Annotated in this window: 18 protein-coding genes; 9 read left to right on the top strand and 9 right to left on the bottom strand. The window is 34.9% G+C overall.

The annotated features are described in order from the left end of the window. Window positions 1-48: 48 nt before the first annotated feature. The gene (gene tgt / locus C6H17_RS05955; RefSeq protein ID WP_005217541.1) at window positions 49-1173 is read right to left on the bottom strand and encodes a tRNA guanosine(34) transglycosylase Tgt; all 1125 of its coding nucleotides are present in this window, start codon (window positions 1171-1173) and stop codon (window positions 49-51) included. A gap of 156 nt (window positions 1174-1329) precedes the next feature. Between tgt and C6H17_RS05950 the strand changes: the two genes are divergently transcribed. Next, complete coding sequence (locus C6H17_RS05950) at window positions 1330-2274, top strand: aldo/keto reductase (protein ID WP_020995403.1); 945 nt, start codon at window positions 1330-1332, stop codon at window positions 2272-2274. A 336-nt stretch (window positions 2275-2610) separates the two neighbouring features. After that, entirely contained in the window at window positions 2611-3273 is a 663-nt protein-coding gene (locus tag C6H17_RS05945; protein ID WP_223808308.1) for an AlwI family type II restriction endonuclease, read from the top strand. A gap of 570 nt (window positions 3274-3843) precedes the next feature. Here C6H17_RS05945 and C6H17_RS05940 read toward each other — a convergent pair. From C6H17_RS05940 to C6H17_RS05910, 7 genes are all read right to left on the bottom strand, one after another. Further along, window positions 3844-4455: a GTP-binding protein gene (locus tag C6H17_RS05940; protein ID WP_005217545.1), complete on the bottom strand. Its 612-nt coding sequence runs from the start codon at window positions 4453-4455 to the stop codon at window positions 3844-3846. Between the two features lie 140 nt (window positions 4456-4595). Next, the gene (gene pyrH, locus C6H17_RS05935) at window positions 4596-5309 is read right to left on the bottom strand and encodes a UMP kinase (protein WP_005217546.1); all 714 of its coding nucleotides are present in this window, start codon (window positions 5307-5309) and stop codon (window positions 4596-4598) included. A 284-nt stretch (window positions 5310-5593) separates the two neighbouring features. Continuing rightward, window positions 5594-6712 (bottom strand): hypothetical protein, encoded by a 1119-nt coding sequence (locus tag C6H17_RS05930; protein WP_005217547.1) that lies wholly within the window; start codon window positions 6710-6712, stop codon window positions 5594-5596. Window positions 6713-6906: 194 nt separating this feature from the next. Continuing rightward, on the bottom strand, window positions 6907-7881 hold the full coding sequence (locus tag C6H17_RS05925; protein ID WP_005217548.1) for a DUF2393 family protein: 975 nt from the start codon (window positions 7879-7881) through the stop codon (window positions 6907-6909). Window positions 7882-7883: 2 nt separating this feature from the next. Further along, window positions 7884-8636: a bifunctional phosphoribosyl-AMP cyclohydrolase/phosphoribosyl-ATP diphosphatase HisIE gene (hisIE, locus tag C6H17_RS05920; protein ID WP_020995404.1), complete on the bottom strand. Its 753-nt coding sequence runs from the start codon at window positions 8634-8636 to the stop codon at window positions 7884-7886. A gap of 38 nt (window positions 8637-8674) precedes the next feature. After that, window positions 8675-9754: a prohibitin family protein gene (locus tag C6H17_RS05915; RefSeq protein WP_004084426.1), complete on the bottom strand. Its 1080-nt coding sequence runs from the start codon at window positions 9752-9754 to the stop codon at window positions 8675-8677. Between the two features lie 102 nt (window positions 9755-9856). Beyond that, window positions 9857-10783, bottom strand: a complete 927-nt coding sequence (locus C6H17_RS05910; protein WP_005217551.1) for a branched-chain amino acid transaminase — start codon at window positions 10781-10783, stop codon at window positions 9857-9859. 285 nt (window positions 10784-11068) lie between these two features. Between C6H17_RS05910 and C6H17_RS05905 the strand changes: the two genes are divergently transcribed. Further along, window positions 11069-11752: a response regulator transcription factor gene (locus C6H17_RS05905; protein ID WP_020995405.1), complete on the top strand. Its 684-nt coding sequence runs from the start codon at window positions 11069-11071 to the stop codon at window positions 11750-11752. Then, complete coding sequence (locus C6H17_RS05900; protein ID WP_005217553.1) at window positions 11746-12735, top strand: sensor histidine kinase; 990 nt, start codon at window positions 11746-11748, stop codon at window positions 12733-12735. The genes C6H17_RS05905 and C6H17_RS05900 overlap by 7 nt, the downstream gene beginning before the upstream one ends. A 464-nt stretch (window positions 12736-13199) precedes the next feature. On the opposite strand, the gene C6H17_RS05895 is transcribed toward C6H17_RS05900, so the two are convergent. Beyond that, window positions 13200-13586 carry a tetratricopeptide repeat protein gene (locus tag C6H17_RS05895; RefSeq protein ID WP_005217554.1) on the bottom strand — a complete coding sequence of 129 codons (387 nt, stop codon included), beginning with the start codon at window positions 13584-13586 and terminating at the stop codon, window positions 13200-13202. 447 nt (window positions 13587-14033) lie between these two features. On the opposite strand from C6H17_RS05895, the gene C6H17_RS05890 reads away from it, so the two are divergent. From C6H17_RS05890 to C6H17_RS12895, 5 genes are all read left to right on the top strand, one after another. Continuing rightward, on the top strand, window positions 14034-14891 hold the full coding sequence (locus tag C6H17_RS05890) for a flagellar hook-basal body protein (protein WP_005217556.1): 858 nt from the start codon (window positions 14034-14036) through the stop codon (window positions 14889-14891). Window positions 14892-15002: 111 nt separating this feature from the next. Next, window positions 15003-16301: an RNA polymerase factor sigma-54 gene (locus C6H17_RS05885; protein ID WP_005217557.1), complete on the top strand. Its 1299-nt coding sequence runs from the start codon at window positions 15003-15005 to the stop codon at window positions 16299-16301. A 205-nt stretch (window positions 16302-16506) separates the two neighbouring features. Next, complete coding sequence (locus C6H17_RS05880) at window positions 16507-16920, top strand: hypothetical protein (RefSeq protein ID WP_005217558.1); 414 nt, start codon at window positions 16507-16509, stop codon at window positions 16918-16920. 231 nt (window positions 16921-17151) lie between these two features. Next, complete coding sequence (locus C6H17_RS12900) at window positions 17152-17760, top strand: cache domain-containing protein (RefSeq protein WP_104731376.1); 609 nt, start codon at window positions 17152-17154, stop codon at window positions 17758-17760. Beyond that, window positions 17720-18573, top strand: an 854-nt coding sequence (locus tag C6H17_RS12895) for a HAMP domain-containing protein (protein WP_233714098.1), incomplete at its 3' end; no start/stop codon positions are given. The genes C6H17_RS12900 and C6H17_RS12895, both read left to right, overlap by 41 nt.

Genomic DNA, 18573 nt, shown 5'->3' with positions numbered 1-18573 from the left:
TGGATTTTAATTGTTTATATTTACACAAATTAAGATTAGATTTACAAACTAATCCACCTGCCCAAAATCACTTAATTTTTGTTTTTTAAATTCCTGCCATGTTTGATTTATTATTGCTTGTCGTGAATCTTTTAAAAGCGTAATGTAAAAATGCAGGTTGTGGATACTTGCAAGGCTGTGATAAGTAATCTCATTTGCACGGAATAAATGATGTAAATACGCCCGTGTAAAATTTAAACAAGTAAGGCAATGACACTTAGAATCAAGCGGTGTGAAATCATTCTTATAACATGCTTTTTTGATATTTAGTCTGCCTTGATTTGTAAAAATACTCGCATTTCTAGCATTACGCGTAGGCATAACACAATCAAACATATCCACTCCTCTATCAATGCCCTCCAAAAGATTCTCTGGTGTGCCAACCCCCATAAGATAACGAGGCTTTGTCTCTGGTAAAAAATCACAGGCATAATCAAGGCATTCATACATTTCTTGACTACTTTCACCAACGGCTAAGCCACCTATTGCATAGCCATCAAAGCCAAGTTCTGTAAGCTCTGCTGCACTTCTTTTACGCATTTCATAATCTGTGCCACCTTGCATAATCGCAAAGATTTTATTCTTTAAATCATGTTTTTCTTTCTGCATATTGTGATATTGAATGCTCTGCTTCGCCCATTTTGTCGTGCGTTTTACAGAATCTAGAAGTCGCTCTTTTGTCGCTGGTAAGCCCACGAGATCATCTAAAATCATCATAATATCAGAGTTTATCGCATATTCTATATCAAGCACTTTTTCAGGGGTAAAAAAATGCTTGCTTCCATCAATATGTGATTTAAAAGCGATACCGCAATCATCATGTCTAACATTTTCGCCCAAACTAAACGCTTGGAATCCACCGCTATCGGTCAAATAATTACCATGAAAATTTGCAAAATTATGTATCCCGCCCGCCTTTTTTAGTGTCTCTATGCCCGGTCTAAGATAAAGATGATAGGTGTTTGCAAGAATGAGATTTGTTTGCAAGATATTTTTAATATCAAGGGAGTTTAGCCCCTTAATCACGCCTTGTGTGCCAACAGGCATGAAAATGGGCGTCTCTACCTTGCCGTGCGTTAGAGTAAAGCTGCATGCCCTTGCCTTGCCAACTTTTGCTTGGATTTGAAACCGCATAAAATCCCCCTTGTGATTCCTAAATATTATTATGGAATTATAAAAGTGAGATTCTAATAAAAAAATGAGAATCTTTTGAGTAAAAGCTTGTAAAATCCTTGCAAATACATAGGTTATGTTGTATAATTTTGGCTTACCGAAAGTAAAGGAGAATATATGCAAAACACAATGACAAGACGAGAATTTGTAAAGATCGCAGGTATAGCTGGTGGTGCAATGCTACTTGGACAAAGCCTATTGAATATAGCATTTGCTGCACCCCGTGTTGATATACAAGGTTTTTTTAGCACACAAAAGTTATCTAATGGCGTAGAGATTCCACGCTATGGGATTGACTCATGTGCACATGCTTTAGGTGGCACAAAAGAAGGCGGACAAGTTATATTAGAGGCTTTAAGAGCTGGTTTCAAATACATAGAAGCACATGGTGCGACAAGTGAGGCTGGAGATGGATATGTGCTTAGTCAGCTTCCACGACAAGATGTATTTTTATCATTGCAATTGCCAAAGGGCATTTCAACAGAAAGTGAAGTGCTAGATGCTTTCAACGAGGGACTTGCAAAGATGAAGACAGATTATCTTGACCTAGTCATTGTTGAGGTTGCAGAGGCAAAAGGTAGGGCTTCATGGCTAGAGATTACAAGAGAAGTGTGGCGTGCGGTTGAGAATCTATATAAGCAAAAGAGAGTGCGATCCATCGGCATTGCAAACCTTAAAGCAGAACAATTTGATGAGTTTATGGAATCATGCGAGATTAAGCCTATGGTGAGTCAGCTCAATATCAGCCCATTTACACTGAATCATGCAAATAAAGTATTAATAGAGAGATTCCAAAATAGAAAGATTGCTGTAAGCACGACAACAGCACTTGGGGACTTTGAAGGTTCTGTGTATGATCCAATCTTGCAAAAAGTAGCACAAAAACATAATAAAACAGGTGCTCAAGTTGCTTTGCGTTGGAGTTTGCAAAGTGGCTTTATCACATTACCACCAGCAAGTAGCGTAGAACAAGCAAAAGAGTATGCTGATATTTTTAACTTTAAACTTGATGCAAGAGATATGAAAGCTATATCTCGTGTGCATGAGAAAATGAAGAAATAAAGTTTTCTATTGCCCATATGTAGAATGAAATGAGATTCTACATAGCCCCTCCCCAACACCGCATTAAGCTCAGAACAGTGGTTGGTTTCTACATGTTACTTATCGCTGTTAGGCGCAATACGCCCTAATATGGCATCAAAAAAGTTTTTGTTTGCAGTTTAAAATGATACTTTGTGGTCAAGTAGGCGAAGTCAATTTAATTTTTATCTCATGCTCCCACACCCAAAAGATCGCAAATATCATGAAAAATGTTTAAAGCCTTTAGAAATTAGCAACACAAAACACTTTAAATTTTCACAAGTTTGCAAAGAATCCATAGATGAATATATTAGAAAGATGAGAATTACAGGGATTATTTCACTGCGTGGAAATGGTAGGTTTATAGACTTTAACACTTTTGAAATATCAAAGATTGATTATGTGTTAAAGCATTATTCACATTATAAAAAATTTGATGACAAAAAGGCTTATTTTGCATATATGGGCGAAATAGATTCTCATACACTAGAGCTAAAAGAGCAAATTGACACAAACAAAGAGAGCTTAAAGCAAAAAATGCTTGAATCTTTTGCCGCCCAATATAGCAAAGAGCAAATTTACCACGAATTAAGCGTTTTAACTAGCAAAAACAAGACAAGCAAAGATGAGATTCTAAGATTTATCCCAGAGCCTGTAAGATTTGAATTTCTAACCGCCATTGCTTTAAAACAGCATTTTGGGGACTTAGAAGTTATGCCAAATTATAGCATTGATGATGAGGGTTTGCCAAAGTGCTTTGCAGGTGGAAATAAGCCTGATATTATTTGCAAGGATAAAGAGAGTGAAAGCATTATTGAAGTGAGTTTAATTTGTGGCAGGGGGCAGGTAAATAATGAGCTTTTGCCGATTACAAGGCATTTAAAAGAAATGATAGAATCATTGAAAGATTCCCCTACCAAGCTTTGCTATTTTGCCATTTTTATCGCTCCAAAGATTTATGAAGATTCTAAAATTTATTAAATTAAACATATTGTTTTGCTTAGTTTGCATACTAAAAATACATAATAAAATTAATGCTTATACATGTTTTCACAGATACAAATATTACTTATACAAAACTACAAAATGCGTATCATACTTGACATAAAATTACTTTTAAGGTGTTACAGACTTATTAATGCTTTGATATAAAACACAACAATGTAGGGTAAGCAAAAAATATTTTAGTTTTTACATTCTCTCTGCTTAATGGTATTTGATAGGTTTCAACATGTAGTTGTATATGCTTTCTTAGCGCATAAAACATGCTTTAACATGTAGTAATGTTTTGTGTATCCTTTTTTAGAATACATTCAAAAATACATGTGTAGAAGTAAAAAAAAAGAATTACAACAATTATAAAGTAGCTTGTTATAAAACCCCTTTATATAAGGCTTTTATGTGCTAATGTGTTTAAGGGTATTCTTTGTGTATGAAATTTTCAAATCTTACCATTTAGGGATTTTATATATTTATTTTTCGTAATTTTATTACAGAGAGATTGTATGTCATACTAAAAGAAAAAGTGTATTTGCGTGAAAGCAACATGAACTACCAATTAAGGCTTGCATGTAAAATTGCATGATAGAGTTGCTGTGTGGCTTGTGGGGTTTTTTTGAGTGTAGATATTGTGAGTTTGTTTTGAGTTTTTAGCTTGTGGTAGTCGCTCTTGTTTAACTTATCGGCTTTTGTGTAAATTTGCAGAAGTTTGCAATCTTGTCTAGATTCTACAATCTTTTGCAAAAATCTTTCAATCTCTGTATCTATCGCTAGATTTGTATGACGGGAATCGATTAAATGGCAAAATAATTTAATGCTCTGCCGCTTGTAGATAAAATCAGTCAAATGCTTATCCCACACTTTCTTTGTATCTTTGCTCACTTTTGCATATCCAAAGCCCGGAAAGTCGATAAATATAAGTGGGATTCGCATAGATTCTGTTTGTAGTAAATCTTGATTATTTTGCATGGAATCTGTTTTGCATTGCATTGCAATGCTTTCATGTGTGTTGGGCATAGAGTCTTTGTTAGTAGTTAGCTCCCAAGTGGTGCTAAAAAAATTAATGAGCTTTGTTTTGCCCGGTGTGCTTGAGCTTTTTGCAAGTTTGTGATTGAGTAAAAGATTTATAATCGAGCTTTTGCCTACATTGCTTCGTCCTAGCATGGCTATCTCAGTGCAGTTTTGCGGTGGGCAATCTTTTATTGTCTGGGCTGATTGCATAAAATGCGATTGCAAGACCTTAATGTGAGTGTTTGGCTGAATGTGTGGCGGCATAGATTCTATACTTTTTGCTTTGTGTAAAATTACTTCACAAGCGAAAATTCACCAATTTCATGGACCAATACATCAATAAGATTGTTGGGTTTAAACATATTGCATACTAGAATTGGCAATTTATTGTCTTTAGCAAGAGCTATCGCAGTATCGTCCATAACTTTAATATGATCTCTTAGTGCTTCATCGTAAGTTAGAGTAGGCAGAAGTGTCGCATCATTATATTTATTGGGATCTTTATCATAAACGCCATTTACTTTTGTAGCTTTCACAATCACAGCAGATTCAATCTCAATAGCACGCAATACCGCTGCAGTGTCGGTTGTAAAGTATGGATTCCCAGTGCCAGCACCAAAGATTACAATCCGCCCTTTTTCCAAATGTCGTAAAGCGCGTCTATGGATATAGCTCTCACAAACTTCTGTTACATCAATGCCGCTTTGCACTCTCACATCAAGCCCCAAACTCTCCAAAGCTTCTTGTATTGCTACGGCGTTAATAATAGTCGCAAGCATACCCATATAATCCCCACTTGTGCGTTTGATAAGCCCACCTTGGGCTGCATTCACACCGCGAATGATATTGCCACCACCAACAACAATGCCAATTTCCAATCCGCACTCATAGAGATTCTTAATCTCTTTTGCAATAAACTTTAAAATATCTAAATCAATACCAAATCCACCAGCCCCAGCTAAAGCTTCACCAGAAAATTTAATCAGAACGCGTTTTTTCTTTTGCATAATAAACCCTCATAAAAGTAACATAAACATATAAAATCGCATTATAAATAATTTATGTATATAGGACTTTAACAATAAAGGGAAAATATTTTGAAATAGTATGAATTTCGCATTGTGTTACTTGCCACTTCTTATAAATAAAAATCTTTATAATAATTGAGAATAATTTGTTAGTAGATATGAAAATACGAAGTATGGCTTAAGATTATAACAAAAGGCTAAAAGCCTTTAATGTTTTAAGAAGGGATATAAAAAAGCACAAGTTAGACTAAATATTTAGAATCTTATTGTGCTTCTTGCTGTTGTATATTTCCACCACTTGCGATAATATCAGCAATTTTATTAAAATCCATGTGTAACGCAAAATTCTCTTGAAAATCTAAGAAATGATAGAATCTGTCTGTTGTCGTGTAGATATACCCAAGCATCTGCGTTTTATCTCTACGCATAAGATTCTCTTTAAAATATTTCTCAACATCAGGCAACATCTTATCAAAGTCGTCTGTGCCCGGGAATCTGCGTCCGCTTGCAAAAACAAGTCGAATCTTATTGCATTGCACTCCTTTTACTTTAAGCATATAGAGTGCTTCTAGCCATGTTGTGCTACTTGGCTCTATAGATAATAGACGAATATCATACTTCAATAAGTCTTTTTCATAGTTAGTATTCTCTACAACTCTGCCGATAAGCCCCTCTTCTTCATATTCCTTATTAAACTTATCGATCTCATCATGGATAATCTTTAGTGTAGTGTCAATGCTTTTTCGCTTCATTTTATACTTTTCTTCCAAACTCATATCAGTTGGATCTAACACAGCTTTTGACAATGCGACATGCAAACCGCAACGATCTTCTCTGCAAAAATCCAAATAGCGATAAATATTGTTCAGTATATCATCTGTGTGCGTGTTCCAATCGGGGATATAAAAGGCAAATGGCGGTTCTTTTCTTGCTGGATTCTTCTTTGATTCTGCAACGAGATAGCGTAAATATACATAACGATAGGAATCAAGCATGCTATAAATCGTTTTATCTTCAATCGGCAATACCTTGTTATACCATGCTGGTTCTACTTTGACTACTTTATTTTCCCATTCTACAGGGGTTTTGATAAAGGGGCGATTAGTCCGAATGGGTCCTGCTACAGAATTACTCATTTCAATAAAAGGGATTTTTGGGTCATTTTTAATATAGCGATAATGTCCATCAAAAGACATGACATAATCTGGTGTTTGGGAGCAAAAATGCGTTAAAAGCTTTGTGAATGGAATCTTAGCAAGCACATAAGGCTCAATCTCTGCGTAATCATACTCGATTGAATCATGCTTAGCGATATATTGCAAAAAGGCTTTGGCGAATGGACTTGTGTTTGCAGATGATAGGCATAATAGTTTCACAGCCATATTGTATCTCCCATTTGGTATTAACTTATTTTCAATGTAAAAATAGTTTATTATAACATGATTTTTATTGTTTTAAAATAATTCATTCAAAATATGCAAAATTCCTAGTTAAAACGCACAATGAAATCGCATAATTTAATAGCCATCTCACATATAACAAATATATGAATCTCAGTAAAAAATCCACAAAGATTCTATCTAGGCATTTCTTTTAGCAATGGTGGGTTAAATTTATCCCTTTCTTCACGCCAATTTGGTGCTAATGTTTCTTCTTGTGGTGGCAGCATGATTTGTGGTGGTATGCCTTGTGATTGCGGCGTGTCTGTTTTTGGCGGTGTATTCATGCTATCTTGTGTTTGATTATCTTTAGAATCTAGGTTTGCAGATTCTGTATTTTGTGTATTTATATTGATATTTTGTGATTGCTTTTCTATGCTTACCTTTTGGGTTTGTGAGGCTATATTTTTAGCTTTTTTATCATCATCTAGCTTTTTTATCTCATCGGTATATGCACTCATATCATCTTTTCCTGCATCATCTGCCACTTTTTTAGAATCTGTATTTTCACTATCTTCTGTTTTGCTATTGTCTTTATAGAATCCTTGTAAAACTTTTGCGTTCTCTTTATGTCTAGCTTTACCATAACACTCTATTTTTGTGATATATTTTTCCCCTTTATGTGCGTAATTCTCCATAACTTCTGAAATCTTTATGCTTTGCCCCACCTTTAAATCCATAGGAATATCTCTATTATAAACTTTTTTGGGCTTTACGAGATTCAGTATCTTGTGCTTGTATTTTGTTATCCCCTGCTCGTTATCTGTATCATAAAGAATCTGATGTGAAAACACGCAACCAGCAATATTTCTTTTACCAACATTCGTAATTGTCGCGATATATTGATACACATCAGAATAATTATAAGTGCGATCGTAAGCAATCTCTTTTTCTATCTTGTAGAATCTTTCTTCCATAAAATAACGCATTGCAAAAGGAATAGCGATAATAAGACAAAATCCTAACAAAAATAGGGGAATAGAAATAATTTTTCTGCGAAATGAAATAAAAGATAAAAATACAAAGCACATAGCAATCAATGCAAATGACGCAAATAAAATCAAATCATACAAATGAAAATATGAGATAAAATTGAGTATTTGCTCTTTCATGCTTACTTATCCTTTACTTCATTGCATGTTTGTATTCTGCTTTGTTTTTCTGCAATCCCACTCACACCCATGCGTTTTATAAGCTCTTGATAGATTCTATCTGGGTGGATATTCTCACTCGCAAGTCCCACTAAAATATGATAAAACACATCAGCACATTCATAAATAATCTCTTTAGAATCTCTATCTTTTAATGCAAAGCAAAATTCCCCTGCTTCTTCAATAATCTTTTTTGCAATAGCATTTGTGCCTTTTGCAAAAAGTGAGGCAGTATAAGAAGTCGTGCTATCTGCATTCTTACGCTCTAAAAGCGTATGATAAAGTGTATCTAGTGTATCATAAGTATTTAGGCTATGTGTTAGAGAATCTTTTGTAGTCTCTAGGCTCTCTTGCCTAGTAGTAGCGCAATCTTTATTTATAGAATCAATATTCTTAAAAAAGCATGAAAACTCACCCGTATGACATGCCACACCTTTTTGATTCACACGAAGTAAGATAGAATCGCTATCACAATCAAGCTTTATTTCACACACTTCTTGTATATTACCACTTTGCTCCCCCTTTTTCCAAATCCTTTGTTTTGAGCGTGAAAAATAGTGTGCTATCCCTGTTTGTAAAGTAAGATTTAGCGCTTCTTCATTCATATAGGCAAGCATAAGCACTTCATTACTTATAGAATCTTGTGTTATGCAAGGGATTAATCCTTTATTATCCCAAGCAATATGTAAGCATTTCATATTATCCACTCGCTTCATAATATTGTCTCTACAAGATTCATACAATGCCCCAAATATTAATGATTGCTAATTGTTGTGCGTTGTTTCGACTTAGAATCTACCCAAATGTTTGGCACAGAACCACCCGGTGTAAGGAATATTTGTGCATCTTTGTTCTCTTTCAATGCTTCATTAAACTTACCTTGCACTTCTATTTGACGCAAGTCAAGCAATCGTTGTGATAAGCTCTCGCTTAAAAGCTGGTTTGCTTGTGCTTGACCTTTTGCCTCAATAATTGCTGCATCGGCTCTACCTTGCGCTCTCTCTCTCAAGGCATTTGCTTCTTGTTTTGCTCTATCTGCTTCTTGTTTTGCAGCTTGGACTTGCTCAATTCTCTCTTTTACCATAGGTGGCAATACAATCTCTCTTAACTGAATAGAATCAAAAATAACAGGTTGATTTGGTGTAGCCTGCAATTTGGTCTCAAAACTTGAAGTGATAAGTCCTGCTATCTCATCGCGTTTATTTGGTAAATCTTCTGCTGGGTAATTACCAACAACACTTCGCACAACATCTCTTATAACTGGATTAATGATTTTTTGTTCCCATGATACGCGGTAATTTTTAATAGTCTCTGGGACTTTATCGGGGTCTAGTCTATACTGCACGGTAAGCTCAATAGACACAGGCAAACCACGAGAATCCATAACGCTAATCGCATCATTTCGCAATACACTCTGATCATCTCTTCCTACACTTCCCATATCTTCATTGCGTGAGAAATGCAATACTCTCATTCTAGTATCTACAACGATGACTTGCTGAATGATTGGCACAAAAAAGTGTAAGCCCGGCGTTAAAGGCACATCATCATATTTACCTAGATTGACCTTGATTCCAACTTCACCAGAATTAATAATGACAAATGGTCGTGCTAACACAAAAATCACTATAAAGATAACCGCAAATATGATAAAGGTTAGAAACTTGCCGCTTGGCATATTTGGCATCGGCACAGAATCCATATTGAATCCGCCCTTATTGTTTCTACCATTATTATTGCCATTTCCATTATTTCTATTTTCATTATTTGGCGGTGTTTGCTTTGGTGTATTATTTTGTTGTTTGCGTCTATGTTCGTTTAAATCTATTGGCATTGAGTTCCTTTGTATAGGTCTAGATTATAGTCAAAGCGTGATTATAACACAATATTATAGAATCTATTGTTTGCAATCACAGCTTCATGTAAAATGCAAACATTATTCGTTAATGTATGTCAGCAAATGCTTGTATTTTTCATGTTCCCCCATAACGATTTTGAAGAATTCATCTTGCAATCTCTTTGTTATCTCTCCACGACTACCCGCACCAATAGTGCGGAAATCTACTTCGCAAATAGGCGTAATCTCTGCGGCAGTCCCAGTGAAAAACGCTTCATCTGCAATATACACTTCATCTCGTGTAATGCGTCTTTGCTCAACTTTTATGCCCAAATCTTTTGCAAGTTCAATAGTCGTTTTTTGTGTGATAGATTCTAGTGTGTTATCATAAGGCGGTGTGATTAATACCCCATTTCTAACGATAAAAAAGCACTCACCGCTACCCTCTGCTACAAAACCATTATCATCAAGCAATAAAGCCTCTTCAAAGCCACTTGCAATAGCCTCATGCTTTGCCATTTGTGAGTTAAGATAATTCGCCGCCGCCTTTGCCTTACCCATTGTAGATTTTACATTATTCCTTACAAAAGAGCTAATTTTTACGCGAATGCCTTTTTGCAAAGCCTCTTCGCCTAGATATGCACCCCATTCCCATGCAGCTATTGCGGTTTCAACGGGCGAATTTAAATGATAAACCCCCATAGCCCCATAGCCAAGATAAATAATCGGGCGGATATAGACATTACCCTTAAAATCCTTGCTATTTGCTTTTAATAAATCAATTTGTGCTTGTTTGAGTTCTTCTTTTGTATAAGGGCATTTAATTAATAGAATCTTTGCACTATTAAGAAGCCTTTCTGTATGGTCATCAAGGCGAAATATCGCTAACCCTTTTTTTGTCATATACGCCCTTGTGCCTTCAAACACGGCATTACCATAATGCAAAGTATGGCTTAAAATATGCGTGGTTGCTTCATTCCAAGCGATAAGTTTGCCATTTTTCCAAATATATGTTGATTCTTTCATGTTAGCCCCTTTCTCTTAGATACAAATTTACAAAATAACTAAAAGGTAGCCATTCTATCATAAAGTTGTCAAAAAATAATATATTGGGATCAAAACCTAGTTGTAAATGTTTTATGTAATCTTTGCTATAAATTTTAAGATTCTGTATCAAAATATTTTGTATGTAAATAGCCTTATATTGCCTAATTATGCCGTATAGATTTGGATTATTTGGTTACATATTATTGAAAAAAAGGTAGAATCCAAAATTGCGTATTGCTAACTAACAAAAGCAAAGGATAGCTAGTGAATGAAGTGATTTTATGTATTGATGATGAAGAAGATTTGCTTGATTTAATCGAGCTTAATCTAAATGCTGCTTTAAACGCAAGTGGTTATGAGGTTGTGGGTTGTCTCAATACTGATATGGCAAAAAGATTCCTAAAAAAAGAGCATGTAGCCCTTATCTTAGTAGATAGGAATCTCGTGGCAGAAGATGGGCTAGACTTTATTAAGGAAGTAAAAGATTTGGGCTATGATATACCCTTTATTGTAGTGAGTGCCTTGTCTTTGCCTATGGAGCGGGTAAAGGGGCTACATTATGCTGATGATTATGTAACAAAGCCTTTTAACTTTGATGAGCTTGTAGCGCGCATTCAAGCAGTGCTTAGACGATATAAAAAAGATTCTGTGCGATCTGTGCTGAAATATAAAAATATAACGCTAGAAGTGGATACAAAGGAATTAAGCATTGAAGATATTAATATCCAATTAAGCCCACTTGAAACACGCATTATGCAATGCTTCATACAGCATGCAGGCAAGGCATTGAGTAGAGACTTCTTACTTGAACACGCATGGGGAAACAAAGATGGCTATCATGAAAATAGCGTAAATGTCGGCATAAAAAGATTGCGTAAAAAAATAGAGAAAGAAACTAAAGAAGTAAAGATTAAATCCATACGCAATGAGGGCTATAAACTATGCTAGTTTATGGGACTTTCTTTGCAATATCCATTCTTGCAATCCTTCTTGATTTTACAAGCATAGCCATAGTTTGTAATCTACTTGGCTTACTTCTTGTATTAGCACATTTTTTACGCAAAAAAGATATAGATAAAGACGCTTATCTTATAGAATCTACAAAAAATGCCCTTTGCAATTTAAAAGAAAAGAAGTTTCAAGATATTAATTTTAAGGCATTAAAAAAGGATAATAATCCCTATATTAGCGAGTTAAAAGCCCTAAGTGAAGCCATGCAAAAACAACAAAATAGAATCCAAAAACGCACAAGAAAACTGCATGAAAAAAATCTCCAAACAACACAACTTCTAGCAAGTATCTCACATGAGATAAAAAATCCACTAAGCATTATTCAAGCAAGCATTGAAACCATTATGATTCACAAGGAAATGGAAGAAGAAATGCGAAATAAGCTTTTGCATCGCATTATGATATATAGTAAAAAGATTAATGCCCTTTTAAATAAGCTTACTTTAAGCGAGAGTTTAGAACACAATGTCATTGCGATAAAAATGGAGCAATTTGATATTTTGTTGCTTTGTGAAGAGGTCATAGAAGGATTCCATAATTATCTTTTAAAAGCGGTATATCAAGATAAAAAGATTGTGTTAGAGGGCAAAAATCGCCTTATATTTGCTGATAGAATCTTAATAGAACAAGTCCTAAACAATCTTATCTATAATGCACTAAAATATGCAAACACAAAGGTCATCGTGCAAATACATGATGGTTATATCGCCGTTATTGATGATGGCTTAGGTGTGGCAAAAAATGAACTTGCAAATCTTACAAAAAAATACTATCAAGGCAGCAATACAAAGCAGGGCAGCCACTCACTTGGACTAGGACTTTTTATTGTCAAAGAAATTGCAAAGATTCACAACACAAAGGTAGAATTCTTCACAAAACGCACAAAAAAAGAAGGCTTATGTGTGTGTTTTAAAATATAGAACCTTAGCATATCTTCGCAGTAGGCTTGTGTGGCACTTGCCCTTTTGTCAATAAATTCCAAAACCAGTTTCCACAGAATCTCTAGCATCACAACTGCCTCTTGTGACGAGATAAATTGTTTATATTTTATTTTGGAATAAACAAATATGAAAGCCTTGAATCTGCTTATTGCTCTTTGCGTCAAACTGGGGTAACATCTAAAATTATAGTTGCTAAAGAATCTTTTTGCTTGTGTGGAGGTCATATCGTCTTTGAGCGTGCGGATTTTTAGGTTTAGAATCAGCGAATATTCGTGATTTATATGCTTTAAAGTTTTCAAAAATATTAATAACATCAATTTGCTTTATAATGAGATTTCCAGCAGAATTGATTCCGTCCTTTCTATTCACCTTTTAATATAATAAATGTCTCATTTCAACAATTATAAAAACAAGTATAATAAACTACAAAATATCACAAAGTATTATCTAGTCCTTACTGCACACCAGCTTCGTTTAATCCCTATAATCATCACGCCACCTTGATACCCCATATCACACGCATCGCCAAATAGCTTTTTTGCCTTACTTTTATCTTGTTTTACACCTTTACCATAATCATACATTAAGCCAAGATTAGAACAAGCACCAGCATTACCACTATTACATGCTTTTTGATATAATTCTGTCGCTTTTTTGTAGTCTTGCTTGAAAGGATAACCAAAATCATACATATTTCCAAGATCAACACAAGCAACAGCATTACCGCCATTACAATCTTTCTCTAAATTTTTTACTACATCAAGTGCAAATGCAACACTTATACCCACACAGGATGTCAAAACAATACGCCTACATAGCTTCTGTATCATAGAATATCCTTAAATTAAAGTTAGCATAAATGAGCGATTATAAAATAATAATTACAACACGCTTAAATTATTGAAACTTTATCTAATTTATATAAAAAGATTTAACTTAAAAACTTGAGGTTGCTAAGATTGCATATAAAATACTCAAAAGATTCTATCTCTAAAATACTTCGCTTTCATAATGGTGGCTTTACAAACTATCATAAAGACTAAAGATATTTCGCTACGCTCAATATGACAATTTGTTATAAAATTTAAATTCTTGCTATTTTGCACCCGCCCAAATGGTTGAGAATCCAACTCTTTTCAAAATACACACCAAACCCCAATAAAACAGAATTCACAACATATACCCCAAAAAACAAAAGATTCTATAAATAAACCCAAACAACACAAAAATGGAAAGTTTTTTGCTTATAATCACAAAACAATTCTAAGGATAGAACTATGCAGACAGGATATTATGGTGCAACAGGCGGTATGATTACGCAGTTTAATCGACTCGATGTAATCTCAAATAATCTAGCAAATCTCAATACAAATGGATTCAAACGCGATGATGTTGTGATAGGCGATTTTTTGCGTATGGTGCAAGGACATCAAGACACTCTGCCTATACCCGATGAGACAAAGGCAGCAGCAAAGTTTATAAATCGCACAATGACTCGTGTGCCTACAATCGCAGAAGAATATACAGACTTTAGCGTTGGTGCTATGGAGCAAACTGAAAATACGCTTGATTTTGCTTTGAAAGCACCGAATACATTCTTTGCCGTGCAGACTCCAAATGGCATTGCCTATACGCGAAATGGTAGCTTTAGTATAAGCGATGATGGCTATCTTGTAACGCAAGAGGGATTCCATGTTTTATCGCGTGATGGTATCGACAATGAGGGCGGAATCTTAATGAATGCAAACATGCAAATAAATGTCGATACAAATGGAAATGTAAGCTTTAAAGAGCTTGGTAATGAGGGCATGGCAGATAATATTGCTGGTGGGAGTTTAGCTATCGTTACTTTTGATAATCCAAAGTTTTTGAAAAAAATCGGTGGTAGCCTTTATATCGAAGAGAGAAAAGAGCCAGATAATACAGACTCAGAAGGTCTAGCAGGGGCAAATCTTGTCTATAATAGCGGGGCAGTTACACAAGGATTTTTAGAAAAAAGTAATGTCAATGCAGTGCTAGAAATGACAGGCATGATTGAGACAAATAGGCTTGTAGATATGTATTCTCGCGTGATGAAAACGCATATGGACGAGCTGAACGCAGAAGCGATAAATAAACTTGCTGCTAGGGGATAAGTGATTTCATAATCTAGTCTTCATACAGCCTTACTCAAGTGATTTTTAGCTAGAAAAGTCTAGTTTTTTGCTACAATTACACATTAAGATTCTAAAAAGGCGTGTGTTGTAATGGCAAAGTTAAGACAGAATGTCGCTGTTAAATCAAAACTATCATCAACGCTAAAAAGCTGGTTACCCATTCTTCAAAGCCCTATTAATGAGCTAGAAGAGACACTAGGTAAAATTAGCGAAGATAATCCCTACATAGAGATTCAATCAGCACTCACTTCAAGCTTACAAACAAAACTCACGCCGCTTAAAGCCCCACAAAGAGGTATGCACAATACTAAAAATTCAATGGGCGATAAAATAGAGCTTCTTACTATCTATGAAAAAGGGCTTATTGAAACACTGCAAGAACAGATTAATCCCCCGCTTTTCCCCACACAAAGAAGCCAAGAAATAGCCCTAGCTATTATTGATAATCTCAATAGTGAGGGCTTTTTTGACTGCGATACAGATGAGTTACTTGCAGATTTAGAGCATGTTGGAATCCAAACTGATATTGATGAGATAGAGAGAGTAAGGAAGAGATTCTGTCATTTAGAGCCGGGTGGAATAGGTGCGAAAGATTTACAAGAAAGCCTAATATTTCAGCTTGATGCAAGTGAGCTAGATAACGCAGATTATGATCTTGCCTTAGAGATTATAAAAAATCTTGAGAATCACATAAAATACAAAAAGCATAAAAACTATGAAAAAGTCATGCAAGTCATTCGCGGTTTTAGACGAGTGCCTAGCCTTGACTTCCATGAAGATTCTAGTGCGGTTATTGCAGATATTATCATCACACAGGAAGAAAATAGCATTGAACTAAGCCTTAATGACTCATATTATCCAAGCATGATTATAGAAAAGCCCCATTTTAAAGAAGCACAAGAGAACTCATATTTTAAAACCAAACTCAAAGAAGCAAGAGATCTAGTCGATGCCCTTGACATGCGAAAGGCGACTATACGCAAAATAGGACTTATGATCATTGAATATCAATATGAGTTTTTCACAGGCGGAGAGATAAAGCCCATGAAGCTAAAAGATTTAGCCGATGAGTTTGGACACTCACCAAGCACCATATCGCGTGCTATTGCCAATAAATTTTTAGAATGCAATCGCGGTATATTTCCAATTAAAAGCTTTTTTACAACGGCAGTTGATGGCGATACTTCTAATGCGAGTATTAAAGACTTCTTGCTTGAACTCATACGCAATGAAGATAAGAAAAAGCCACTATCAGATATAAAAATACTTGAACTCATAGAAAAAAAGTTTGCGCTAAAAATGGTGCGTAGAACAATCACAAAATACCGCAAACAGCTTGGAATCTTAGGCTCAAGCGAACGCAAAAGAATGTATGCGATAAGTATGTAAATATGCTTTTGGATTCTATCTTTTAGAATCTTTAGAATCTCACCATACAGAATCCACATTATAGAATCTTTTAATTTTAGATTCTATACTTTAATAAAAATCCAAAAATCTATAACCCAAAGATTCCATCAAGATTCCACAAACAAAACAAAATATCCTATAATAAGGGACGATAAAAAGCCCTAGAAATAAAAATAGGAATAAAATGCAGATAAAATATACCCATGCGTTTAGCTTACTTGAGATTTTATTAAGCCTTGCTTTACTATCAATCCTATCTATATTCATGCTAAAACCCTATACTACAAACTCTTTAGCCTTGCGTCAAGCAAACCTGCATATACAAACCTTGCAGCAAGAGATAAACAAACAAGCCTATTACGCATTCCTGCAAAAAAAGATTCTAAATCAACAAACCCTAACTTCACTACTACAAAACGCCCAAATAAACACAAATCTTTTCTCATTCACATGGCAAAATAATCGCCTTGTTTTACAAATAGGCAAAAAGAAACTCAATATGATAATACGACAAACAAACACAAATCATTATGTCATCACCTGCAATCCATCGCATGATCTTTGCAGGAAAATCTATCACAGAAAACACGCAAAATGATTGATATTTTTATAAATCGATACAACCATATTTTGCCAATTTTCATATATTAATCTTTACAACTCAATTGTTATTATGGATTTATGCTTAGAATCTACACTAATTAATTATAATAATGCTTATTTATTCACACTATTTAACACGAATCTGTGTTATAATTCTGGATTTTACGATTTATGTTATTTTTATGACATAAAAAGATTTTGGATAAGAATGTAGAAGGAATTAGCAATGTTTCGTTCATTAAGTGGAAAACTCGCAGCCGGTGCAGTCGCAATATTTTCTGTTATCATTGTTATTATTAGCGTTTTTAACTTTATTAAGACAAAGAATGATGTAACAGACATCTATCAAGGTATTCAAGCACAAACACTAGAGTCAGCCTATCGTAGCATTATGATAACAATGGGTGATGAAGCCCAAGAGCATTTAAGGGTATTAGCAAGGGATATTGTTAATACTGATAGAAACAATGTGGTGCAGCAAAGAATTATTCTTAATTCAGCGTCATCATTAGTGAAGTATCCTTTAATGTTCATCGTGTATGAAAGTGATGGCAAGGCGATTTTGCAAGATTATGATCCAAATGGAACGGCGAAATTTTCATCAGAATGGGAAGATGTAGGTAATGTAGATTTACGGCAACGCCCATGGTATGTAGAAACAAAGGCAAAACAAGCTGGAATCATTACGCCTGTATATGCAAGTGAAGTTGGTAAATATAAAGGCGAAATGTTTGCTACCGCAACAATGCCTTTAATCAAAAATGGTAAATTTATCGGTGTTGTAGGATTTGATATTGGCGTTAATCATTTTCAAGAAAGATTCCGTTCTTTATAAGAATCCAGAGTTACCCTCAATGAGTGTGTTTTTAACAGATTCAAGTGGAGCGATTTTCTCACATGAAGATATGGATTTTGTGAGAAGCGGTTTATCAAAAGATGTGGAGGTTGCACTCAAAGATGCACTTACAAAAAGCAAAGAAGGCTTTATTGATTATGATTTAACCCTGAAAAATGGGCAGGTGGTTGATAAGTCTGGATATTATAAACAATTTCCATTTGGTTGGACCGTTGTATCTACTGCTGATAAGGCTGACTATACAGAAGCAATCAATGAAAGTCTTATACAGACAATTGGCTTGGCAATTGCTATGATTGCCTTAGGTGCTGTGGCGATTTTCTTCCTTATTAGATTCTTTACAAATCCTATTAATACAATTAAAGATTCTTTAGTGGCATTCTTTAGGTATCTGAATCATGAAGTCAAGACTGCCCCAAAACCACTAAACATTAACTCACACGATGAAGTAGGCGTAATGGCTCACGCCATAAACGAAAACATAGAAAAAACAAAGCTAGGTTTAGAGCAAGATTCTAAAGCAGTAGCTCAAGCCGTAGAAACCGCTAAAACAATAGAAGCAGGTGATTTTAGAGCAAGAATCACAGAAACACCACATAATCCACAATTAAATGAGTTAAAAAATGTATTAAATCACATGCTAGATGATTTAGAGAAAAAGATAGGCAGTGATACAAATGAGATAGCAAGAGTATTTGATAGCTATGTCAATCTTGACTTTACTACAGAAGTAAGAGATGCAAATGGTAGAGTAGAAGTAGTAACCAATACTCTAGGTGAAGAAATAAGAAA

It is taken from the genome of Helicobacter rappini (assembly GCF_900198625.1).
Lineage (GTDB): Bacteria > Campylobacterota > Campylobacteria > Campylobacterales > Helicobacteraceae > Helicobacter_A > Helicobacter_A rappini.
The sequence above is the reverse complement of the archived record's forward strand: the minus strand, read 5'-3'. Positions and strand labels throughout refer to the sequence as shown.